Raw genomic sequence first — 21,936 nt, 5'->3', positions numbered from 1 at the left:
TGCATGGATGGCCGAAGGTCCGCAATACCGCCAGCACGAAGGATGGGGAAAGACTGGATTTGCCGCGACAGGTGGGTTGAACCCTTTCCGCGGACCCGGAAGCGACCTGCATCGCTGCCCGGTATCGTAGGCGACGGCCGTCGGCATCGTCAACCGTGCCGCGCGGCGCCGCTCAGCCCGCGAGTTGCTTCGTCAGGAAGATGCGGGTGTGCCCGACCGGATAATCGGGCAGCTCGCCGAAGCGGACATAGCCGCGCTTCTCGTAGAACGGCCGCGCCTGGAAGTCGAACGTGTCGAGCCACGCGCTGTGGCAGCCGCGCGCGACGGCCTCTCGTTCGGCCAGATCCATGATGCGCGTGCCCGCGCCCTGGCCGCGCGCGGCCTCGGGCACGACGAGCAGGTCGACATGCAGCCAGCCGAACGCCGTGCCGCCCCACAGGCCGCCGACCACCGAACCGGCCGCGTCGGTCACGATCACGGCCAGCGGCCGGAAGTCGGCCGGGCCGGCCTGGCTTTCGTTGAAGCGGACGAGCGGCGCGACGATCTGCTTGCGCACCTCCGCGTCCGCCGCGTCGGTCACTGCATAGGTCAACGTCATCGGTTACGTCGGGTAGTCAATGAAAGTGGGTTCAACCAGCCGCACATCCCCGCACACGTCAAACGACGTACGCGCCCTTCGCGTGCAGTTCCGCTTCGGTTCGCTCGAGCGCCGCGATCGCGTCGCTGCCTTCGAGCGCCAGCAACTGCGCGACCAGCGTCTCGGCCATCGCATGCGCGGCCACCAGCGACGGAAAGAACGACGGGCTGTCGTGCGTGAAGATCAGTTGCGCGTCCGCGTGCAGCGCGATCGGCGACACGGCGCTATCGGTGATCGCGACGATCTTGCTGCCCTGCGCCTTCGCGGCCTGCGCGACGCGCGTCGCCTCGGCCGAATACGGCGCGAAGCTGACGATCACGGTCACGCTCTGCTTCGCGATCGTGCGCAGCTCCATTTCGAGCGAACCGGCGACGCCGTTGAGCAGCGACACGGTCGGACGAAACAGCCGGTAGCCGTAGACGAAACCGAACGCGACCGGATAGCACGAGCGGAACCCCGCCACATGCACGTGCGATGCCTTGCGGATCAGCTTCGCGGCATCGGCGAGCGCGTGCTCGTTCTGCGAGGCGGTCGCCGACAGGTTGTGCTGCTGCGCGGCCAGCAGGTCGTGCGCGAGCGACGCCTTCGCGTCGGGCCGCACGAGCGAGCGAGCGCGCTGCGTGAGCGGCTCGGGCCGCGTGCGCACGCGCGCGACGCACAGGTCGCGCAGCTCGTTCCAGCCGGGAAAGCCGAATTGCTGCGCGAGCCGCACGAGCGACGCAGGCTGCACCTGCGCGCGCTGCGCGACCTTGCGCATCGACGACGTGGCGACTTCGTCGGGATGATCGAGCAGGAAGGCCGCGCCCGCCTGGAATTGCGGGCTCAGCTCGGAAAATTGCGTCCGGATCCGGGACGCGAGTTCGTCGAAATTGGCGGCCATCTTGGTGGGAACGGGAACCGGTCGTCCATGGTATCACCGGCCCCGCGCCCACCGGTCAGCGCAGCACTTCGACGTGATCGGCGTCGACCTTCACGCGGCCCGACCATTTGCGCTCGAATTCGCCGTTCAGCTTCACTTCGTTCTTGTCGCTGACGGGCTGGCCCGCCGCCCACAGCTTGTGGTCGATCTCGACGCGGATCGTGCCGGTGGCGTCGGCGAACTCGTAATCCTCGCCGCCGACGTGCTTGACGATGCGCCCCTGCAACTGCACGTGCTGGTCATCCTTGCCGTTGGCGAGCAGCTCCTTCACGGTGGTCGTGGTCAGCGCGGACGGCCCCGTGTATTGCGCGTAGACGGCGGCAGGCAGCGCGACGAGCGCGACCGCCAGGATTCTGGCCAGGTGTTTCATGATCTCGGTCCTCTTCTTCGATGTGGCGCCGCGCTCCGTTGAACGCGACGGCGCCAGATTACGGACCGTAAGATTAAGCAAACCTGAAGGGCATGCCGAAGTGACACGGTGCCGCATTGGACGAGTACGAAAACCGCGCCGCGCACCGCGCGCATTTAAGCTCGGCCTAAGACACGTACGCTTATCATGGGAATCCCGGGCGCCACGGCGCCCCCGTTGGAGAGACACGAATTCATGCGCGTACTGCTCGTCGAGGACGATCCGCTGATCGGCAGCGGGCTCGAACAGGGCCTCAAACAGGAAGGCTTCGCGGTCGACTGGGTGAAGGACGGCGACGCCGCGTCGCTGGCGCTGCGCGCGACCGGCTACGGGCTGCTGCTGCTCGATCTCGGGCTGCCGAACCGCGACGGTTTGTCCGTGCTCGCCGCGCTGCGCCGCCGCGACGAAAACCTCCCCGCGATCATCATCACCGCACGCGACGGCGTGCCCGACCGCATCGCCGGCCTCGACAGCGGCGCGGACGACTATCTCGTCAAGCCGTTCGAGCTCGACGAGCTGCTCGCCCGCATCCGCGCGGTCAACCGCCGCCATGCGGGCCGCGCGCAGACGACGCTCGCGATCGGCCCGCTGCGGCTCGATCCCGTCAAGCACCTTGTCTGGCTCGACGACGACGAAGTGCCGCTGTCGCCGAAGGAATTCGTGCTGCTGCACGAGCTGATGCGCGAACCGGGCGCAGTGATTTCGCGCGAACAGTTCGAGGAACGGCTGTACAGCTGGGGCGAGGAAATCGAGAGCAACGCGGTGCAGGTGCATATCCACAACCTGCGCAAGAAACTCGGCCACGACATGATCCGCACGGTGCGCGGCGTCGGCTACCGGATCGGTGACGGCACGTGACGCGCATGCAACGCGCGGTCGCGCGCTGGCGCAACGCGTCGCTGCGGCGGCGCCTGCTGACGTGGCTGCTGCCGGCCGCGTGCGTGATCGGCCTGGTCGCGAGCGCCGGCACCTACTGGGGCGCGCTGCGCGAACTCGACGACCTGCTCGACGACCAGATGCGCAGCATGTCGAAACAGATCGTCGTCGGCCCGAACGGCGAGCTGTCGTTCAGCAACCACGCCAAAGGCAAGCACGGCTTCGAAGCGAGCGACCCCGATGCGGTGCTGCTGCAAGTGTGGCGCAACGGCACGCTCGTGTATTCGACCGACCGCGATTCGAAGCTGCCGGCGCCCGCGCAGCAGGGCATCGCGAGCGTCGACGTCGGCGGCCAGCCGTGGCGCACCTATGTGACCGAACGCGGCGGCACGACGATCCGGCTCGCGCAGGCGCGGCATGCGCGCTGGGAGGCGATCGCGGGCATCGCCGTCCATCTGCTCTGGCCCGTGTTCTCGATGCTGCCGCTGCTCGCGCTCGGCCTGTGGTTCGGCATCGGCGCGGGGCTGCGGCCGTTGCGGGCGATCGCGTCCGGCCTGAAACGCAGGAATGCGAACAACCTCGAACCGGTCGACGTCGCATCGATGCCGAACGAGGTCCGCCCGCTCGCCGAAGCGATCAACGACCTGCTCGCGCGCCTCGACCGCTCGTTCACGCTGCAGCGCCACTTCATCGCCGATGCCGCGCACGAGCTGCGTACGCCGATCATGGGGCTGTCGATCCAGTCGCAATTGCTGCGGCGCGCGGCGAGCGCCGAGGAACGCGAGCACATCCTCGCGCAGATCCATGCGGGCACGACGCGGCTCGGCCACCTCGCCGAACAATTGCTGACGCTCGCCCGCCTCGAACCCGATGCGCAGGCGGTCGTCGCCGCATCGGCGCCGGTCGATCTCGCCGCGCTGTGCCGCTCGGTGGTGTCGGACCGCGCGCGCGTCGCCGACGCGCACCGGATCGATCTCGGCGCGATCGTCGACGCACCCGTGATCGCCGCGGGCAACGCGGACACGCTGCGCGTGCTGCTGAACAACCTCGTCGACAACGCGATCCGCTATGCGGGCGAAGGCGCACGCGTCGACGTGTCGGCGCGCATCGACGGCACGACGCCCGTGCTCGAAGTCGCCGACGACGGCCCCGGCATTCCGGAAGCCGAACGCACCGACGTGTGGGAACGCTTCTATCGCGGCGAAGGCGCGCAGGCCGCCACGTCGTCGGGCAGCGGGCTCGGGCTGTCGATCGTCAAGCGGATCGCCGAACAGCATCGCGCGACCGTCTCGCTCGGCACCACGCGCGGCGGGCGCGGGCTGACCGTCACGGTGCGCTTCCCGCCGCCGGCCTGACGCGCGGGCGGCCCGAAGGCTTGTCCACAGATAATGTTGGCAAGCTTGTGGACAACCTTCCATTAACGGCACCAAGCCCTTGATCGGAAAGGGTTTGTCGTGCGTGCGCGGCAAATGCGCCCGCCACGGACAAGCAAGCACGCATGCGCGTCAGTTATCGCGAACGATCCGCCCGACCCAAGGCCCGGTCGAGGTCTCGCAGATGTTCGCGTGCTCTCCCACGCTGCGATACAGACACCCCTTCGTCTGTGGACGCTCGCCCGTCAATTTGACAACCAGTTGTCCATTACGTAAAATGGTTGTCAATTTACGATCCGAGCTGGACATGACGAAATCCGACAAGTTGACCGCCGTCGCGCTGTCCGTATTCCGGTTGAACGGCCTGCTGATCGAATGGGGCAACACTTTCGCCGGGCCGCACGGCTTGACCAGCGCGCGCTGGCAGGTGTTGGGCGCGATCTCGATGGCGCCAGACGCGCCCAACATCCCGCAGATCGCCGACGCGATGGGCATCACGCGGCAGGCCGTCCTGAAACAGATCAACGTGCTGACCGACGAAGGGCTGGTGCTGTCGTTGCCCAATCCGGCGCACAAGCGCTCGCCGTTGTATGCGCTGACGCCGCGCGGCGAAGCGGCCTATCAGGCCGTGGTCGAGCAGTGGCAGCGGCATGTCCGCGACATCGCCGGCGACTTCAGCTCGACCGACCTCGACGCGGCGCTGCGCGTGCTGTCGGCGATGTCCGGCGCGCACGGCCAGGACGGCCACGCGTAGCCGCCCGCTTGCCCTCTACCTACCCCAGGAGCACCCATGCCCCAGTTCAAGCCGATGGACCCGGCCTTTCCGATCCAGCAACAGATTGCGATCGACGCCGACCCGGTCGTGCTCGTCAACCTGTTCACGCTCGCAGCCGCCGACGAAGCCGATTTTCTCGCCGTATGGCAAGACGATGCGGCATTCATGAAGCGGCAGCCGGGATTCATCTCGACGCAGCTTCACCGCGCGCTCGGCGACAGCCCGACCTACCTGAACTACGCGATCTGGGAATCGACGGACGCGTTTCGCGCGGCCTTCACGCACCCGGAGTTCGTCGCGAAGCTGTCGGCCTATCCGTCGTCCGCCGTCGCCAGCCCGCACCTGTTCCAGAAGGTCGGCGTGGCCGGTATCTGTACGGCGTGAGCCCGCGTGCGAAGCGTGGCAGCGTGTGGCGTCGGCCAAATCGCGCACGCGGACTTCTCCACAGAAAATGTTGGCAAGCTTGTGGATATCCTGCGCACCACGACGCTAAACCCTTGATCCGATGGACTTTGGCACGCGTGATGCAGACGCGGCGTGCGTCATGGCCATCGCGCACACCGCTTCGCCGCACTTCGCATCACGACGCCACGATGATGTCGTCCCGATGCACGTCCGATGCTCGTCTAACCCCGCACGCATACCGGGCCGGCGCTGCGCCACTTACCCACAGATTGTGTTGGCAAGCTTGTGGATATCCTGCGCAAGCCTGCGCTAACCCGTTGATCGGTCTACGGTTCGTGCCGCGTGTCACCGTTTCGGCAGCGCGCGGTAGCGGCCCGCGCGAACACGGACGATTCAGTGCGATCGCAGCGCGGCGCCGATGCCTTGACGCCCCCGCCCGTCACCCATCAAGATCACGCAAGCCGCACGCGGCCGCGCAGCGCCGGGGACGCGCGTCGGCGCCACGGGCCGGCCGTTCCGCCGGCACCGCATGACGACATTTCAATCCGAGGAAGACCATGGAACACTTCACCGCGTGGCAATTGCTCATCTCGCTCGTGCTCGTCGCCATCGTCGTCTATCCGTACGTCCGCATCGTCCGGCGCACCGGGCATTCGGGCTGGTGGATCCTGACGATGTTCGTCCCGGTGCTGAACTTCATCATGCTGTGGGTGTTCGCGTTCGCGCGCTGGCCCGCCGTCGGCGATCGGCAGCCCTGAGCGTTGCCATCGCGGCAGCGCGCGGGCTTGTCCACAGATTATGTTGGCAAGCATGTGGATAGCCTGCGCATACCGCGATCAAGCACTTGATCCGAAAGACTTTGTCCGCGCCGCCTCGAAAGCGGCACGCGGGCGGTCAATCGTCGGTTGCGTACCTTCTCGGCGCGTGACGCCCCGCCAGCCACCCCAGCCGCCATGCTTGTCCACAGATTGTGTTGGCAAGCGTGTGGATAGCCTGCGCATACCGCGGTCAAGCACTTGATCCGAAAGACTTTGTCCGCGCTGCTTCAAACCCGGCACGAGGGCGCATGTCGCGCCGCACGCCGCCGTTCGCGGGCTTGTCCACAATTTTTGTTGGCAAGCATGTGGATATCCTGAGCATGCGCGATCTAAGTCGTTGATCGCACAACGTTTGATCGCGCGGGTCACGACCGCGGCACGGCGCGCCCGCGACGCTCGCCACGCACGCCGTGCCGCGCCGCTCAACCGAACGTCTGCGCGACGATGCGCGCGACCGACGCGATCACGTCGTCCTTCGCCCGCGCATCGGCTCGCGTCTGCGTGTAGTACGCGGCCAGCACGATCGGCGCGCGCGACGTCGGCCAGATGACGCCCGCGTCGTTCGTCGTCCCGTAGTCGCCGGTACCGGTCTTGTCGCCCACCACCCACCCGGCCGGCACGCCCGCGCGAATCCGCTTGTCGCCGACCTTGTTGCCGCGCAGCCACGCGACGAGCTGCGCACGCTGCGCGGCCGGCAATGCGTCGCCGAGCGTCAGCACGCGCAGGCTGGCGGCCATCGCGGCGGGCGTCGTCGTGTCGCGCGGGTCGCCCGGCAGCGCGGTATTCAGTTCGGTCTCCCATCGATCGAGCCGGAACGCATCGTCGCCGATCGAGCGCGCGTAGGCCGTTACCGCCGACGGGCCGCCGATCAGCTTCATCAGCAGGTTCGCGGCCGAATTGTCGCTGTACTGGATCGCGGCCTCGCACAGCGCGGCGACCGTCATGCCTGAGCCGACGTGCTTCTCCGACACCGGCGAATAGTTGACGAGGTCGGCCTTGGTATAAGTCACGCGCTGTTGCAGCAAGCCCGGCCGCTCGACGCTCTGCGCGAGCACCGCCGCACTCAGCATCGCCTTGAACGTACTGCAGAACGGGAAGCGCTCGCCCGCGCGATGCTCGATGACGCGACCGCTGGCCGTATCGATCGCGCACACGCCGAGACGGCCGCCCGCGTCGCGCTCGAGATCGGCGAGCGTCGTCGCCGCCGCCGCGGGGGCAATGGCGTCCGCGGCAGCCGCCGCTGCCCGCGTGGCTTCGTCCGGCGCAGCGCCCTGCCGCGACGCGCACGCGGTGACGGTGAGAACGAGCGGCGCCGTCGCGGCAGCCAGCAACAGGGTTCGACGTTTCGATGAGTAGGTCATGTCGGTTGTCTCGTGGTGGAATGGCGGAGAAACGGCGTCGAGGGTTTGAAAACGGCCGGCCGCCGAGACCGCACTATCGAGACTTTACGGTTGCCTGACAAGCAACGATAATTGAGCGCTGACAAAAGAAATTCTTATGACTAAGCTCCGCCCTCATCTTCCGCTCAATGCGTTGCGCGCGTTCGAATCGTCGGCGCGCCACCTGAACTTCACGCGCGCCGGCCTCGAACTGAGCGTGACCCAGGCCGCCGTCAGCCAGCAGGTGCGCTCGCTCGAGGAGCGGCTCGGCTGCACGCTGTTTACGCGCCTGCCGCGCGGCCTCGGGCTGACCGACGAGGGGCGCGCGCTGCTGCCAGTGCTGAGCGACGCGTTCAGCCGCATCGAGACGGTGCTCAAGCAGTTCGACGGCGGGCGTTTCCACGAGGTGCTGACGCTCGGCGTCGTCGGCACCTTTGCCCTAGGCTGGCTAATGCCGCGGCTGAAGCAGTTCGGCGACACGCACCCGTTCGTCGAGCTGCGGCTGCGGACCAACAACAACGTCGTCGATCTCGCCGCCGAGGGCCTCGATTTCGCGATCCGCTTTGGCGTTGGCAACTGGCCGGCGACGCGCAACGAGCGGCTGCTCGATGCGCCGCTCACGGCGCTGTGCACGCCGGACATCGCACGGCGCCTCGCGCAGCCGGCCGATCTCGCGAACGAAACGTTGCTGCGCTCGTATCGCACCGACGAATGGCTCGGCTGGTTCGACGCCGCGCAGCTCGAACCGTGGGCCGTCAACGGGCCCGTGTTCGATTCGTCCCGGCTGATGGTCGAGGCCGCGATGCAGGGTGCGGGCGTCGCGCTCGCCCCCGCCTGCATGTTCGCGCGCGAACTGCAGCTCGGCTTGCTCGCACGACCACTCGACATCGACGTGCGCGCCGGCGGCTACTGGCTCACGTCGCTGAAGTCGAAACCGCTGACGCCCGCGATGACGCTCTTTCGCGACTGGATCGTGGCGGAAGCGGCGAGCGCCGCGCCCACCGAATAGCGCGGCCGCGCTTGTCCACAGAAAGTGTTGGCAAGGATGTGGATATCCTGGGTACCCGGCGCCTAAGCCCTTGATCGTGCACGCATTCGCGCGCCGATTCACGGCGCGGGCAGCCTTTGCGCACGGGCTTCGCGGCCTGCGGCATTCCGGCCCGATCCTCAACCATTGCGACGCAATCGATTGCGAGTTGTCCACAGATTTTGTTGGCAAGCCTGTGGATATCCGTCAGATCAGACGCGTAACATCTTGATACACAAGGGGATTCGATCCACGGACCTTGACCGGTCAAGGGTGTGGCACCGGAACGATGGTCGAACCGCACACCGCGCACGCGCGGCGCACCCGGCCGACGGCCGGGCGGTTCTCCACAGATTGTGTTGGCAAGCTTGTGGATATCCTGCGTATCGGGCACCTAACTGATTGAGCGCACGGGCTTTTGTGCTTCGTCTGCCGAATTGGGCAGCGCGTGCGCCGCCCGTGCATCAATGGCGGTCGAGCCCGCCGCGCAATTCGCTCGCCTTGTCGCGCAGCGCTTCGTAGCCCGAACGCGCATGCTCCGGCAGATCGGGATCGCCGATCAGCGCACCGAGCGTTTCGATCAGGCTGAACAGGATGCCCTTCGCCGCGCCGACCGCGATGCTCTGCGATTCGATCGACTTGTGCAGGTGGTCGACCGCCGCTTCCAGATGCTCGAGCTTGTGCTCGCCGTCGTCGGGCCGGTTGTCGGTCGTCATCGTCTACCTCCGCCATCGTTCAAGGGTCATGTCACGATTCTATGCCGCTGCGCGCGAACGTGGCGCGACATCGCGCAACGTTCGCGCAGCCGGCCGCTACAGCACCGCGACCACCTTCACGCGGCCCGGCTGCTCCGCCGCCGCGACGACCTGGCCATCGACGCGGCGGAACGTCAACGACACGGTTTCGTCGCCGACGCGCAGCGCGTCGATCCGCAGCCAGTCGACGCCTTCCGGCAACGCCGGGCGCTCGACGCGCACCTCGTGGCGCGACGCGTCGATGCTCACGCCGAGGCACGCCTGCAGCATCATGAACGGCGCGCCGGCCGCCCACGCCTGCGGCAGGCAGGCCACCGGATACGCGGTCGGCGGTTCGCCGCGCCGGCGCGGGAACCCGCAGAACAGCTCCGGCAGGCGCATCTCGAAGCTCACCGCCGCCTCGAACAGCGCGCGCAACAGATTCACCGCGGCCGTCTTGTCGCCGTAGCGCGCCAGCCCGCGCGCGATCAGCGCATTGTCGTGCGGCCACACCGAGCCGTTGTGGTACGCCATCGGGTTGAAGCGCGGCTGGCCGGCCGCGAGCGTGCGGATGCCCCAGCCCGTCTGGAACAGCGCGGAGCCGAGCACGCCGGCGACCGCCGCGCCGCGCTCGGCGTCGGGCAGCCCGAACGCGAGCAGGTGGCCCGCGTTCGACGCGAACACGCGGCACAGCTCGCCATGACCGTCGAGCGCGATCCCGTAGAAATCGCCTTCCGGCATCCAGAACAGCGCGTCGACCTGGTCGCGCAGCGTCTTCGCGCGCAATGCGTAGCGCGTCGCGTCGGCCGCATGGCCGCGCCGGTGCGAGCACGCCGACATCGCGTCGAGCGCCGCGCATGCATAGGCCTGCACTTCGACGAGCGCGATCGGGCCATCCGGAAAACGGCCGTCCGCATGGAACACCGAATCGTGGCTGTCCTTCCAGCCCTGGTTCGCGAGGCCGCGCTCCGACGTGCGCTGGTAATCGAGCAGTCCGTACGGATTGCGGTCGCACTTGTCGATCACCCATTGCGCGGCACGCTCGAGCGCGGGCCACAGCTCGTCGATCAGCGCGTCGTCGCCGGTGCGTTCGACATAGGCGCCCGCGAGCACGATGAACAGCGGAGTCGTATCGACGCCGCCGTAGTACAGCGCGAACGGCACCTCGCCGGTCGCGGCCATCTCGCTGCGGCGGAACTCGTGCATGATCTTGCCGGGCTCCGCGTCGCGGAACGCGGAGGTCTCGCGCGCCTGGTGCTCGGCGAGAAAACGCAGCACGCCGCGCGCGAGCGAAGGCTGCAGCCACAACATCTGCAGCGACGTGATGATCGCGTCGCGGCCGAACGGCGTCGAGAACCACGGAATGCCCGCATACGGGTACGGCCCCGTGTCGAGCTGCGTCGTGAGCAGCCCGAGATCCGCGAGCGAACGATCGAGCCACGCGTCGAACAGCGGATTGCCGGTGTTCACGCGCGCCATCGACTCGCGCCGCGTCCGCATCTCGCGATGCACGCCGACGAGCGCGGTGCGCAACGCGACACGGCCGCAACCGGGCCCTTCGGCCTGCGCGGGCCCGAGCGTCGCATCGACGGTCAGGTAGATCGACACGCACGCCTGCGCGGGGATCGTCAGCGTGTAGTCGGCACGATCGACCGACAGCGCGTCCGGTGCCGGCGAGAAATGCACGGTCACGTTGCGCTCGACGCCGTCGAGGCCGTCGTAGCGCAGCCGCACCGCACCCGCGTCGACGCGCGGCGCGCCCACCGTACCGCGCTTCGGCCGCTGCGTGCCGCGTACTTCGAACATGTCCTTGAAATCGGCCGCGAACGACAGCGACAGCGGCACCTCGGCTTCGCTCGCGCCGTAGTTCGTCAGCGTCAGCGCTTCGTACAGCACGTCGCCCGCGAGCACGCGCAGCCGCTCGATGTGGATCACGCCCTCGGGCGTCTCGTGGCCGCCGAGCGGCGGCAGCGGGCGGTTCGTCAGGTGCGCGGTGAACGACGCGTTGTCGGCGCTCGTCGCGCCCGACAGCAGCGACGGCGCGCGGCCGCCGAACGTCAGGCGCCATTTCGACAGCACGCGCATGTCGTCGACGAACAGGCCGTCGTCATGCCCGCCGATGTCGCCGAGCGCGTCGCTGACCACGAACGCGTCGCCGGATTTCAGCACGTACTGGTTGTTGCGCGCGAGGACCTGCGGATCGGCTTCGGGCGCGATGAAAGCGGGACCCGATGCGGAGGTCGGGGGAACCGGCGCGACTTGCGGCGCCTGCGTCGTCGTGGCTTCGGCGTGATTCGGCATCGATGCTCCTGTGTCGAGGCGCAACGCGCGGCGCGCGTCGCGTGTTTCGCACAGGATAGGCCAGAACGGCGAACGTGCGCAGCGCCGAAACGGCCGCGGCGCGCTGCGACGTTGCTTCGTCGCAGCGCGCCGCGCACGGGCTCCTCAGTTACCGGTCAGAATTTCCACAGGATGTTGCCGAGGATCGCGTTGTCGCGCACGCCGCTGCCGTACTGGCCGCTGTACGTGAGGCCGAGCGTCAGGCGCTTCGTGATGTTCGCGTCGATGCCGGCTTCGAGCACCGCGCTGTCGCGCGCAATCGGCACGCCCGACACCTGGAACGACGTGCCGCCGTTCGCGAACGTGAACGCCGACGACGGCCGCACGTTGCCGAACGCATGCCGCCAGCCGACCGTCCCGCGCGCGGTGAACGTGCCGCTCGCGATCGAGCCGAGCTGCGACGCCGCGCGCAGGCCGAGCGTCGAGAAACCGACGTGGGTCGTCTCGCCGCCGGCACGCAGCGCCGCCGCGCCGCCGCTTTCGGTATAGCCGTCGGTATGCAGGTTCACATACGCGAGGCCCGCGAACGGCTCGATCGCGACCGGCCCGACCGGCAGCGCGTAGCCGACTTCACCGAACACCTGCGCCGAATTCGCGTTGTAGCCCGCCGAATCGTGATCCGAGAAGCCCGCGAAGCCCGGATAGCGGTCGCTGTTGATGCGATACCACGTGTACGACGCACCGCCGCGCACGCCGAGTGCGCCGTACTGCGCGCCGCCGTACAGCGACAGGTAGTAGCTGTTCACCGCTGCCGACGAACTCTGGTCGTTGTCGAGCGAGCCGTGCGTGACGCCGGCGGCCAGACCCGCGCGCCACTTGTCGTTGAGCGCCATGTCGGCGCCGGCGATGAAGCCCGTCATGCTGCGGTTGATCGACGACGCATTGCCGTCGCCGGCGAGCCGACTGCGGCCGCCGAACGCCTGCCCCCAGACGACCGGCTGATAAGGCGTGCCGCCGTAGCACCCGTCGCGCGAACCGATCCGGCGTTCCGGCGGCAGCGTCGGGTCGACCACGCCGGCCGTGTTGTCGCCGCACAGCGCGGCGCCGCCCGACGACAGCGCCGCGAGCGGGCCCGAGCCGGGCGCGAGGCCCTGACGGACGCGATCGGTCACCGCGTCGCGCACATAGCGGCTGTCGATCAGCAGCATGCTCTTCAGGCTCGCCTGCAGTTCGCCGCCGAGCAGTCCGTACGCGCGGCGTGCGGTCGGCGCGTCGGTCGTCAGCACCGTGTCGTACAGCGGATTGCCGGCGCCGAGCGCGGCCACCGCGGTCGCGACCGAGCGCTGGTTCGGCGTCGTCGCGACGTCGGGCAGCGACGTGCCGTTCTGAACCAGCCGCAGATACACGTGGCCCGGATCGTAGCTGAGGGTCGGCGTCAGGAACGCGTAGTTCGCGCTCACCTGGGTGAACGCGCCCTGCACGCCCGACGACGCGCTGAGGATCGTGTACGTCGTGCTCGGCTGATAGCCGCTCTGGTTCGCGAGCACCTGTACGGTGCCGCCGTTCAGCGTCGCCGTGCCGCTCGCCGCGAGACTGCCGCTTTGCTGCGGCGTCGCGGCGACCTGGAACGTCGAACCCGGCTGGAACGTGACGTTGCCGCCCACGTTCAGCGCCGCGCCCGGTTGCGTGGCGGCCGCCGTCGCGCCGCCCTGCACCACGAGGCCGCCGATCGTGCCGGTACCCGTCAGCGTCGCGCCGTTCTGCACTGTGACGGTCGACTGGCCGAGCGATCCGTTGACGGCCAGCGTGCCCGCGCCGACCGTGGTCGGGCCGCTCAGCGTGCTCGTGCCGGTCAGGGTCAGTTGTCCGCTGCCGGCCTGGGTGAGGGAGCCGGTGCCGGACAGCACGCTCGCGATCGTCACATTGCCCGATTGATTGACGATCAGCGCACCGTTGTCGACGACGTTGCCGGCCACGCTGCCCGACGTGCCGCCGTTGCCGAGCTGCAGCGTGCCGCCGGCCGCGATCGTGGTGCCGCCGGTGTACGTGTTGTCGCCGGTCAGCACCTGCGTGCCGCTCGCCACCGTCACCCCGCCCGCGCCACCGATCGTGCCGCCGAACGTACTGCTGCCGCTGCCGTTCAGCGCCAGTGCATTCGCACCGAGATTCACGTTCGTGCCGGCCGCGCCCGACAGCGCACCGACCGTTTGCGTGCCGGTCGCGCCGCTCACGTCGAACGTGGCGCCGGTGCCCGCGAGATTCACCGCGCCCGTGGATGCGAGACTGCCGCCCGCGCCGAGTGCGAGTGTGCTGCCGCCGTTGATCGTCGTGCCGCCCGTATACGTGTTCGCGCCCGTCAGCGTCTGCGTGCCGGTGCCTGCCAGCGTCACGCCGCCCGTTCCGCCGATCGCGCCGCCGAACGTACCGTTGCCGCTGCCGTTCAACGTCAACGCGTTCGCGCCGAGGTTCACGTTGGTGCCGGCTGCGCCCGACAGCGTGCCGAGCGTCTGCGCGCCCGTCGCACCACTCACGTCGAACGTCGCACCGGTGCCGGCGAGATTCACCGCGCTACCGGACGCGAGACTGCCACCGGCTCCCAGCGCAAGCGTGCTGCCGCCGTTGATCGTCGTGCCGCCCGTGTACGTGTTCGCGCCCGTCAGCGTTTGCGTGCCCGTGCCGGCGAACGTCACGCCTGCCGTTCCGCCAATCGTGCCGCCGAACGTACCGTTGGTGGTGCCGTTCCACGTCAGCGCATTCGCACCGAGATTCACGTTCGTGCCGGCCGCGCCGGTCAGCGTGCCGAGCGTCTGCGCGCCCGTCGCGCCGCTCACGTCGAACGTCGCACCGGTGCCCGCGAGATTCACCGCGCCCGTCGATGCAAGGCTGCCGCCCGCGCCGAGCGCCAGCGTACTGCCGCCGCCGATCGTCGTGCCGCCCGTGTACGTGTTCGCCCCCGTCAGCGTCTGCGTGCCGGTGCCGGCGAACGTCACCGCGCCCGTTCCGCCGATCGCGCCGCCGAACGTGTTGTTGCCGCTGCCGTTCAGCGTCAGCGCATTCGCGCCCAACGCCACGTTCGTGCCGGTCGCGCCGGTCAGCGCGCCGATCGTCTGCGCGCCCGACGCGCCGCTCAGGTCGAACGTCGCCCCCGCGGCCGCGAGGTTCACGGCACCGGTCGCCGCGAGGCTGCCGCCTGCGCCGAGTGCGAGCGTGCTGCCGCCGCCGATCGTCGTCCCGCCCGTGTAGGTGTTCGCGCCCGTCAGCGTTTGCGTACCCGCGCCGGCCAGCGTCAGGCCGCCCGTGCCGCCGATCGCGCCGCCGAACGCGTAGTTGCCCGCGCTGCTCAGCGTCAGCCCGTTGCCGCCGAGGTTCACATTCGTGCCGGCCGCGCCGGTCAGTGCGCCGATCGTCTGCGCGCCCGATGCGCCGCTCAGGTTGAACGTCGCGCCCGACCCGGTCAGGTTCACCGTGCCGGTCGACGCCAGGCTGCCGCCCGCGCCCAGTGCCAGCGTGCTGCCGCCGCCGATCGTCGTGCCGCCCGTATAGGTGTTCGCGCCGGACAGCGTCTGCGTGCCGGTGCCCGACAACGTGAGACCGCCGGTGCCGCCGATCACCCCGCCGAACGTGCCGCTGGCCGTGCCGCCGAGCGTCAGTGCGTTGCCGCCGAGGTTGAGGCTCGTTCCCGCGACACCCGACAATGCGCCGAGCGTTTGTGCGCCCGTCGCGGCACTCAGATCGAGCGTCGCGCCGGCACCCGCGAGATTCATCGCGCCAGTCGATGCAAGGCTGCCGCCCGCGCCCACCGCCAACGTGCCGGCATTGATCGTCGTGCCGCCCGTGTACGTGTTCGCGCCCGTCAGCGTCGTGGTCGCCGCGCCGTTCTTCACGAGGCTGCCCGCGCCGGAAATCGCACCGCTCAGCCCGAGCGCATTGCTGCCGCCGAGCGTCAGCGTATTGCCCGTCCCGATATCGATCGCATTGCCGACCGTGAGGTTCGTGTTCGTATCGAGCGTGGCCGAGCCGCCGACGTTCAGTGCACCGGCGCCAAGCGCCCCGCTGTTGCCGAGCACAAGGCTGCCGCTATTGAGGTTCGTCCCGCCGGAATAGGTGCTCGCGCCGTTCAGCGTCTGCGTGCCGGTGCCCGCGAGCGTCAGGCTGCCGGTGCCGCCGATCGCGCCGCTGAACGTGCCGCTGGCGGTCCCGCCCAGCGTCAGTGCGTTGCTCCCGAGGTTGATGTTCGTACCGGCGACACCCGACAGCGCACCGAGCGTCTGGCCGCCCGTCGCGGCGCTGAGATCGAGCGTCGCGCCAGCACCCGCGAGATTCATCGCGCCGGTCGATGCAAGGCTGCCGCCCGCGCCGATCGCCAGCGTGCCGCCGTTGACCGTCGTGCCGCCCGTGTAGGTATTCACGCCGGTCAGCGTGGTGGTGGCCGCACCGTCCTTCACGAGGCTGCCCGCGCCGGAAATCGCGCCGCCCAGTGCGAGGTTGTTGCTCCCCCCCAGCGTCAGTGCAGCGCCCGTGCCGAGATTGATTGCATTGCCAACCGTCAGGCTCGTGTTCGTATCGAGCGTCGCCGCGCCGCCGACGTTCAGCGCGCCGGCGCCCAGCGCCCCGTTGTTGCCCAGCACCAGACTGCCGCTATTGAGGTTCGTCCCGCCGGTGTACGTATTTGCGCCGTTCAGCGTCTGCGTGCCGGTACCCGCCAGCGTCAGGCTGCCGGTGCCGCCGATCGTGCCGCTAAACGTGCCGCTCGCGGTCCCGCCCAGCGTCAGTGCGTTGGCGCCGAGGCTCACGCTCGTGCCGATGGCGCCCGACAGCGCGCCGATCGACTGCGCGCTGCCCGCGCTGATGTCGAGTGCGGCCCCCGGATTGACCAGGTTCACCGTCCCCGTGGACGACAGGCTGCCGCCCGCGCCGATCGCCAGCGTGCCGGCATTGATCGTCGTGCCGCCGGTGTACGTGTTCGCGCCCGTCAGCGTCGTGGTCGCCGCACCGTTCTTCACGAGCGCACCCGCGCCGGAAATCGCACCGCTCAGCCCGAGCGCGTTGCTGCCGCCGAGCGTCAGCGTATTGCCCGTCGTGAGGTTGATCGCATTGCCGACCGTGAGGTTCGTGTTCGTATCGAGCGTCGCCGAGCCGCCGACGGTCAGTGCGCCGGTGCCGAGCGCCGAGCCATTGCCGAGCACCAGTCCGCCGGCATTCAGCGTCGTGCCGCCTGCATAGTTGTTCGCGCCCGACAGCGTCAGCGTCGCCGCACCGTTCTTCACGAGACCGCCGCCGCCGGAAACCACGCCGCCGAGGCCGAGGTCGGTACTGCCGCCAAGGGTCAGCGTCGTGCCCGTCGCGAGGTTGACGCCGTTCGCGAGCGTCACGTTAGTGGTCGCATCGAGCGTCGACGAGCCGTTCACGTTCACCGCGCCGATGCCGAGCGACGTATTGCTACCGACGACGAGGTTGCCGCCGTTCAGGTTGGTGCCGCCCGTGTACACGTTCGAGCCCGTCAGCGATTGCGTGCCGGTACCCGACAGCGTCACGCTGCCGGACCCGCCGATCGTGCCGGCATAGGTCGCATTGCCACTGCCGTTGAGCGTCAGCGAATTGGCGCCGAGGGTCACGTTCGTGCCGGCCGCGCCGGCCAGCGAGCCGATGGTCCGCGCGCCCGATGCACCGGTCACGTCGAACGTTGCGCCCGCACCGGTCAGGTTGACCGTGCCGGTCGCCGACAGGCTGCCGGCCCCGTTCAGCGCGAGCGTGCCGCTGTTGATGGTCGTATCGCCCGTATACGTATTCACGCCGCTCAGCGTCGTGGTTGCCGCGCCGTTCTTCGTGAGGCCGCCGCTGCCGCTGATCGTGCCGGTCAGCCCGAGGTCGTTGCTGCCGCCGAGCGTCAGCGTCGAGCCGGTGGCGAGATTGACCGTGTTGGCGAGCGTCACGTTCGTGCTCGCGTCGAGCGACGCCGACGCGTTGACGTTCAGCGCGCCGATGCCGAGTGCCGAATTGTTGCCGACCACCAGGCCGCCGGCATTCAGGTTCGTGGCGCCCGTGTAGCTGTTCGCGCCGGACAGCGTCAGTGTGCCGCCGTCGTTCTTCGTCAGCGCGCCGACACCCGACACCCCGCCGGACAGCGTCAGCCCGGTCGCACCCTGCACCGTCAGGCCGCCCGCGCCAAGCGACACGTTGTTGGAGACGTTGAGTCCCGTCGTGCCGGCCTGCAACGCGCCGCCGTTGCCCGTGACGGTACCGGTGCCGAGCGACGCGTTGTTGTTGATGATCGCCACGCCGCCCGTCAGCGTCGCGTCCTGCGCGGTGGACGCGCCGTTGATCGTCCAGTTGCCGCTCGTGACGTCGAGGTGATTGAAGTTGATGTAGTTGTTGGCCGCGATCGTGCCGTTCGCCGCAGTTCCCTGCTGCAGGTTGAGTGTGTTGTTGCCACCCGCGCCGCCGTCGACGACGCCGGTTGCCGCCACGCCGAGCGTGATCGGCCCGACCGTGATGTTGAATGCGCCGCCGGTACCGCCGGCCGTGTTGACCGACGAGCCCGTCACCGCATTGAACGTATTCGTGCTGTTCGCCCCCATCGACACGCCGCCGTTGATCGTGCCCGAGTTGGTGAACGTATTGCCCTGCCCCGGTGTGCCGCTCGACCCCAACGACACGCGACCGGTGATCGTTCCGCTGTTCGTCATGTTGACCGTGCCGCCGCCGTACGCGGCGACCACCGGCGCATCGGCGCCGACGAGGGTCGCGCCGACCAGCGGGGAGGAGCCGATCGTACCCGTGTTCGTAATCGTCGACGTGCCACCCGCGCCGTTTTGAACCGACAGCGCCATGCCCGTCACGCCGCTGATCGCGACGCCGGTCGAGCCCATCATCGTGCCGTTGTTGGTCACGGTCGTGGTGCTCGCCGCCGCGTTGCCGACCACCGTGCCGCTCGACAGCACGCCGAGCCCCGAGCCGAGCGCCGACGGGTCGATCGTGCCGTTGTTGGTCAGCGTGACGTTATTGCCGGTCAGCGACATCGCCGTGCCGCCGACGCCGAGCAGCACGCCGACGCTTGCACCGGGGTTGACCGTCGCGTTCAGATTGTTGGCGCTGTTCGAATAACTGGGTGCCAGCGGATTCGCGACGCCGGAACAGGTCACCGTGGTGCCCGCCGTGCTGCAGGTCGCGTGGGCGGGAACGATGCCCGCGCCCGACAGCGCCAGAAACACGCCCGTGGGCAACAGCAGTCTCGGAAACGGCTCACCCGCTTTTTTCGAACGCGCAATAGTCATGCTTTCCCTCGTTATTGATTTCGGCTTTGGTATCGGTATTGCGGCCACACCGACTGACGCACGGCAGAAAATCACGGATAAAAGCGTCCGCTCCGGCAATCGCGACGCGATGTCGGTTTATTCATGGATGAATTTTTTAACAACCCGGAAATGCAGGTTCGAAACTAGTCGAATGACATGATGGTGGCCCCTGTATTTTTGCAGCGACTTTCTGGTTGATTTGATTACCGCCCTGCTTTTATCAGACAAGGCTATATCAAACTCGAGCCGTTTTCCAGTCGATATTTCCCCGTCGGATCAAGGGCCAAGGGATATGTACTTTTTACTCCCCGACAGGCTATCGGAAATGACAATCCGGCACGTTTTTCGCCGGCGCTTTTTGACTTTTCGCAAAGATATTGGATACGCCGCATCCGTGAAAACACTGATATATCGACTTGATTCAGCATCTGCGGATTTTGCAGTGCAATATATTGGCCGTCCCGAATCGCCAATACGACTCATCCTCATTCGCTAAATTTGGCATGCGAATGCGGATTTTCAAACAATCACGGGCGTTGCTTCGATTTTCGTCTCGAAATGAAACGACAACGCAAATCGTTATCGTTCGTCCGGCGTCAATGACGTTCGCACCGCCGACACGAGACGGTAGGCAACCGAAGGGAGAAGGAAGCCACGCTGATCGGAAGCGCGCGCTCCCGGGGCCGCCGCCTCACGAAAACAGCCGCATCAAATAAAGCATCGGCCGAAACGAAACCGGCCGCGCATCGGGATTCACCCACAGCCGCACCGCATACACCGCGTAGGCCGGCACCTCGCGCCAGCTCGAATAGACATCGCGCCACTGAAAGCGGCGCGGATAGGCGGCGGAGATGTTCGACCGCGCAATGCCGACGCGCTCGAACGCGAGACGCGCCCGCGCAAGGTGGTAATACTGGCTGACGATCAGCACGCGGGACAGGCGATGCGCGTGCAGGTAGGCCAGCGTGTGCTGCGCGGTCGCGAGCGTGTTGTCGCCCTGGTCGTCGACGGCGATCCGGTCCGCCGGCACGCCGCGCGCAACGAGGTAGTCACGCATCGCCGTCGCCTCGTTCAGCCGGGGGCCGTCGATCGCGCCGCTGACCAGAAACGCCGGGCACTGCCCCGCGTGATAGCAGCGCACGCCCACATCGAGCCGGGCCGCGAGCACGGGCTTCGGCGCGCCGGTGTCGTCGAGCGCGTTGCCGAAGATCACGGCGACGTCCGCCGGGTCGCTGGGCATCCGCATGCCACGGATTACGATCGCGGCGGCCGCCGCGGCCCAGACGCACGCAACGACGGCCAGCACGCGGCCGGCCCGGGCCGCAAAGCTCCGTTTGGTTCGATATTTCAAGGTATTCGGTCTCTCAGGTGTCGTCGGGCGCATCGGCCGGCCCGGCCCCGAACGGGCACGTCACGACGGGCGCGTCACGCTAGCACGGCGCGCTCGCGCCTGTCCATGCGACGAACCGATGCCGGCCACGCAGGCCGGCCATAGGGAGATCGAAAGAATGTGAAGGATGCGCCGCGCCGCAAAACCGGCACCGCCCGGGCTCAATCGGCCGGGCACATCGCGAGCCGCCCCATCGCCTCGCCGGCGCCGCGCACCGCGCAGGTGGCCGGCTCGTCGGCGATCCGCGCGACCAGCCCGGTCTCGTCGTACAGCAGGCGCTCGAGATCGGCGAGCAGCGCGCCGCCGCCGGTGAGCACCACGCCGCGATTCGCGATGTCGGTCACGAGTTCGGCCGGCGCGTTTTCCAGCACCGACTTCACCGCGCCGATCACCTGCTTGAGCGGCGCGGCCAGCGCGTCCGCGACGTCGTGGTTGGACAGCTCGACCGAACGCGGCAGGCCGTCGCCGATGCTGCGGCCGACGGCGCGGGTCGACGTGCGCGGCACCGCGCTGGTGGCCGAGCCGATCGTCTTCTTCACGTGCTCCGCCGTCTGTTCGCCGAGCAGCACGCCGTACAGGTTGCGGACATGGTTGACGATCGCCGCGTCGAACTGGCTGCCGCCGACGCGGATCGCCTCGCGGTAGACGATGCCGCCGAGCGCGATGACCGCGACTTCGGTGGTCCCGCCGCCGATGTCGATGACCATCGAGCCGACCGGCTCGGTCACCGGCAAGCCTGCGCCGAGCCCGGCCGCGAGCGACTCCTCGATCAGTTCGACCTCCGATACGCCGGCCGCGAACGCGGCCTCGCGGATCGCGCGGCGCTCGACGGCCGTCGCATCGGACGGCACGCACAACGTGACCTCGACGCGGCGGCCGAAGCGCGAGCGGGTGCGCGACATGTCGATGAAGCTGCGGATCATCTGCTCGGCCGCGTGCGCGTCCGCGATCACGCCGTGGCGCATGGGCCGCACGGCTTCCAGATGCCCCGGTTCGCGGCCGAGCAGCGCCTTGGCCAGCTCGCCGACGGCCTCGAGCGTCGGCCGCGCGTCGCTCGCGCCGCCCTTGCGGAAGCACACGACCGACGGCTGGTTCAGCACCACGCCGCGTTCATGCGTATAGATCCGCGTACTCGCCGTTCCCGGATCGATCGCAACGGGTTGCGCAAACAACTTTCCGAACAGCGGTGTCGACATATCAAACCTTGGTGAGGGAACGGGCCGGGACAGCCGCGCCGCACTTTTTGCCGCGCGTCCATACCGCCCCATCACGAGCTTAGCGGCAAATCGTTCCGATACTTTAGGCAATTCCCATGATTTTTTCGCGACGAATTTGCCGAATGTGGCGTTCCGGGCACGTCCGGCTACGCAACGGCCTCTCGCGTCGGGCCTGTAAAACACGGTAATCTCTCGGTCTTGCCTGCTCCCGGCAGGCCTCAGACGCACGATCACGCCAGGTATCTTCACCATGACAGCGACCGCTTTCTTCCGCTGGGCGCCGCTGGGCCCGCTCTGCACGACGCTCGTTGCCTTCTGGTGCTGCACGCTCGCCGCGCAACCGCTGCCGGCCGCCGAATCCGCCGCTGCCCAGACCGTTGCCGCTGCAGCCAACGCGCCGGC

15 protein-coding genes are annotated in these 21,936 nt (G+C 68.4%); 6 read left to right on the top strand and 9 right to left on the bottom strand.

The features are described 5' to 3' along the window. Window positions 1-172 precede the first annotated feature (172 nt). Genes H3O04_RS16985 through H3O04_RS16975 form a run of 3 tightly spaced genes read right to left on the bottom strand, consistent with a single transcriptional unit; the run spans window position 173 to window position 1,926 of the window. Complete coding sequence (locus H3O04_RS16985) at window positions 173-598, bottom strand: GNAT family N-acetyltransferase (RefSeq protein WP_124591871.1); 426 nt, start codon at window positions 596-598, stop codon at window positions 173-175. A 58-nt stretch (window positions 599-656) separates the two neighbouring features. Further along, window positions 657-1,517 carry a MurR/RpiR family transcriptional regulator gene (locus H3O04_RS16980; RefSeq protein ID WP_006480794.1) on the bottom strand — a complete coding sequence of 287 codons (861 nt, stop codon included), beginning with the start codon at window positions 1,515-1,517 and terminating at the stop codon, window positions 657-659. Between the two features lie 55 nt (window positions 1,518-1,572). After that, complete coding sequence (locus H3O04_RS16975; RefSeq protein ID WP_202588102.1) at window positions 1,573-1,926, bottom strand: YgiW/YdeI family stress tolerance OB fold protein; 354 nt, start codon at window positions 1,924-1,926, stop codon at window positions 1,573-1,575. Between the two features lie 234 nt (window positions 1,927-2,160). Between H3O04_RS16975 and H3O04_RS16970 the strand changes: the two genes are divergently transcribed. The 5 genes from H3O04_RS16970 to H3O04_RS16950 all read left to right on the top strand — a co-directional run bounded on the left by H3O04_RS16970 (window position 2,161) and on the right by H3O04_RS16950 (window position 6,152). After that, window positions 2,161-2,823 carry a response regulator gene (locus H3O04_RS16970; protein ID WP_011547236.1) on the top strand — a complete coding sequence of 221 codons (663 nt, stop codon included), beginning with the start codon at window positions 2,161-2,163 and terminating at the stop codon, window positions 2,821-2,823. Window positions 2,824-2,828: 5 nt separating this feature from the next. Continuing rightward, window positions 2,829-4,196: an ATP-binding protein gene (locus H3O04_RS16965; RefSeq protein ID WP_237666323.1), complete on the top strand. Its 1,368-nt coding sequence runs from the start codon at window positions 2,829-2,831 to the stop codon at window positions 4,194-4,196. A gap of 325 nt (window positions 4,197-4,521) precedes the next feature. Then, entirely contained in the window at window positions 4,522-4,968 is a 447-nt protein-coding gene (locus H3O04_RS16960) for a MarR family winged helix-turn-helix transcriptional regulator (protein WP_023476025.1), read from the top strand. A 36-nt stretch (window positions 4,969-5,004) separates the two neighbouring features. Next, window positions 5,005-5,373, top strand: a complete 369-nt coding sequence (locus H3O04_RS16955) for an antibiotic biosynthesis monooxygenase family protein (protein ID WP_202588100.1) — start codon at window positions 5,005-5,007, stop codon at window positions 5,371-5,373. Window positions 5,374-5,951: 578 nt separating this feature from the next. After that, the gene (locus tag H3O04_RS16950) at window positions 5,952-6,152 is read left to right on the top strand and encodes a membrane protein (protein WP_006485688.1); all 201 of its coding nucleotides are present in this window, start codon (window positions 5,952-5,954) and stop codon (window positions 6,150-6,152) included. A gap of 482 nt (window positions 6,153-6,634) precedes the next feature. Here the strand turns inward: H3O04_RS16950 and blaPEN-B are convergent, their stop codons facing one another. Continuing rightward, window positions 6,635-7,573: a PEN-B family class A beta-lactamase gene (gene blaPEN-B / locus H3O04_RS16945; RefSeq protein ID WP_202588099.1), complete on the bottom strand. Its 939-nt coding sequence runs from the start codon at window positions 7,571-7,573 to the stop codon at window positions 6,635-6,637. A 136-nt stretch (window positions 7,574-7,709) separates the two neighbouring features. Between blaPEN-B and penR the strand changes: the two genes are divergently transcribed. After that, window positions 7,710-8,600 (top strand): beta-lactamase transcriptional regulator PenR, encoded by an 891-nt coding sequence (gene penR / locus H3O04_RS16940; protein ID WP_027808062.1) that lies wholly within the window; start codon window positions 7,710-7,712, stop codon window positions 8,598-8,600. Between the two features lie 482 nt (window positions 8,601-9,082). On the opposite strand, the gene H3O04_RS16935 is transcribed toward penR, so the two are convergent. From H3O04_RS16935 to H3O04_RS16915, 5 genes are all read right to left on the bottom strand, one after another. Further along, complete coding sequence (locus tag H3O04_RS16935) at window positions 9,083-9,334, bottom strand: hypothetical protein (protein ID WP_006480787.1); 252 nt, start codon at window positions 9,332-9,334, stop codon at window positions 9,083-9,085. A gap of 96 nt (window positions 9,335-9,430) precedes the next feature. After that, complete coding sequence (locus H3O04_RS16930) at window positions 9,431-11,653, bottom strand: amylo-alpha-1,6-glucosidase (protein ID WP_023476021.1); 2,223 nt, start codon at window positions 11,651-11,653, stop codon at window positions 9,431-9,433. Between the two features lie 155 nt (window positions 11,654-11,808). Further along, window positions 11,809-18,906, bottom strand: coding sequence for an autotransporter-associated beta strand repeat-containing protein (locus H3O04_RS16925; protein ID WP_202588098.1), 7,098 nt, complete (start codon window positions 18,904-18,906; stop codon window positions 11,809-11,811). Between the two features lie 712 nt (window positions 18,907-19,618). Continuing rightward, window positions 19,619-20,311, bottom strand: a complete 693-nt coding sequence (locus H3O04_RS16920) for a YdcF family protein (protein ID WP_202588097.1) — start codon at window positions 20,309-20,311, stop codon at window positions 19,619-19,621. A gap of 167 nt (window positions 20,312-20,478) precedes the next feature. After that, entirely contained in the window at window positions 20,479-21,513 is a 1,035-nt protein-coding gene (locus H3O04_RS16915; protein WP_023476573.1) for a rod shape-determining protein, read from the bottom strand. Between the last annotated feature and the right edge of the window lie 423 nt (window positions 21,514-21,936).

It is taken from the genome of Burkholderia sp. KCJ3K979 (genome assembly GCF_016759955.1).
GTDB classification, from domain to species: domain Bacteria; phylum Pseudomonadota; class Gammaproteobacteria; order Burkholderiales; family Burkholderiaceae; genus Burkholderia; species Burkholderia orbicola.
The sequence above is the reverse complement of the archived record's forward strand: the minus strand, read 5'-3'. Positions and strand labels throughout refer to the sequence as shown.

Bases quoted from the DNA above. Each gene is read 5' to 3' on its own strand.
- blaPEN-B (WP_202588099.1), bottom strand. From the start codon at position 7,573: ATGACCTACTCATCGAAACGTCGAACCCTGTTGCTGGCTGCCGCGACG.
- H3O04_RS16920 (WP_202588097.1), bottom strand. From the start codon at position 20,311: ATGCGCCCGACGACACCTGAGAGACCGAATACCTTGAAATATCGAACC.
- H3O04_RS16980 (WP_006480794.1), bottom strand. From the start codon at position 1,517: ATGGCCGCCAATTTCGACGAACTCGCGTCCCGGATCCGGACGCAATTT.
- H3O04_RS16965 (WP_237666323.1), top strand. From the start codon at position 2,829: ATGCAACGCGCGGTCGCGCGCTGGCGCAACGCGTCGCTGCGGCGGCGC.
- H3O04_RS16970 (WP_011547236.1), top strand. From the start codon at position 2,161: ATGCGCGTACTGCTCGTCGAGGACGATCCGCTGATCGGCAGCGGGCTC.
- H3O04_RS16960 (WP_023476025.1), top strand. From the start codon at position 4,522: ATGACGAAATCCGACAAGTTGACCGCCGTCGCGCTGTCCGTATTCCGG.
- H3O04_RS16955 (WP_202588100.1), top strand. From the start codon at position 5,005: ATGCCCCAGTTCAAGCCGATGGACCCGGCCTTTCCGATCCAGCAACAG.
- H3O04_RS16985 (WP_124591871.1), bottom strand. From the start codon at position 598: ATGACGTTGACCTATGCAGTGACCGACGCGGCGGACGCGGAGGTGCGC.
- penR (WP_027808062.1), top strand. From the start codon at position 7,710: ATGACTAAGCTCCGCCCTCATCTTCCGCTCAATGCGTTGCGCGCGTTC.
- H3O04_RS16925 (WP_202588098.1), bottom strand. From the start codon at position 18,906: ATGACTATTGCGCGTTCGAAAAAAGCGGGTGAGCCGTTTCCGAGACTG.
- H3O04_RS16935 (WP_006480787.1), bottom strand. From the start codon at position 9,334: ATGACGACCGACAACCGGCCCGACGACGGCGAGCACAAGCTCGAGCAT.
- H3O04_RS16915 (WP_023476573.1), bottom strand. From the start codon at position 21,513: ATGTCGACACCGCTGTTCGGAAAGTTGTTTGCGCAACCCGTTGCGATC.
- H3O04_RS16975 (WP_202588102.1), bottom strand. From the start codon at position 1,926: ATGAAACACCTGGCCAGAATCCTGGCGGTCGCGCTCGTCGCGCTGCCT.
- H3O04_RS16930 (WP_023476021.1), bottom strand. From the start codon at position 11,653: ATGCCGAATCACGCCGAAGCCACGACGACGCAGGCGCCGCAAGTCGCG.
- H3O04_RS16950 (WP_006485688.1), top strand. From the start codon at position 5,952: ATGGAACACTTCACCGCGTGGCAATTGCTCATCTCGCTCGTGCTCGTC.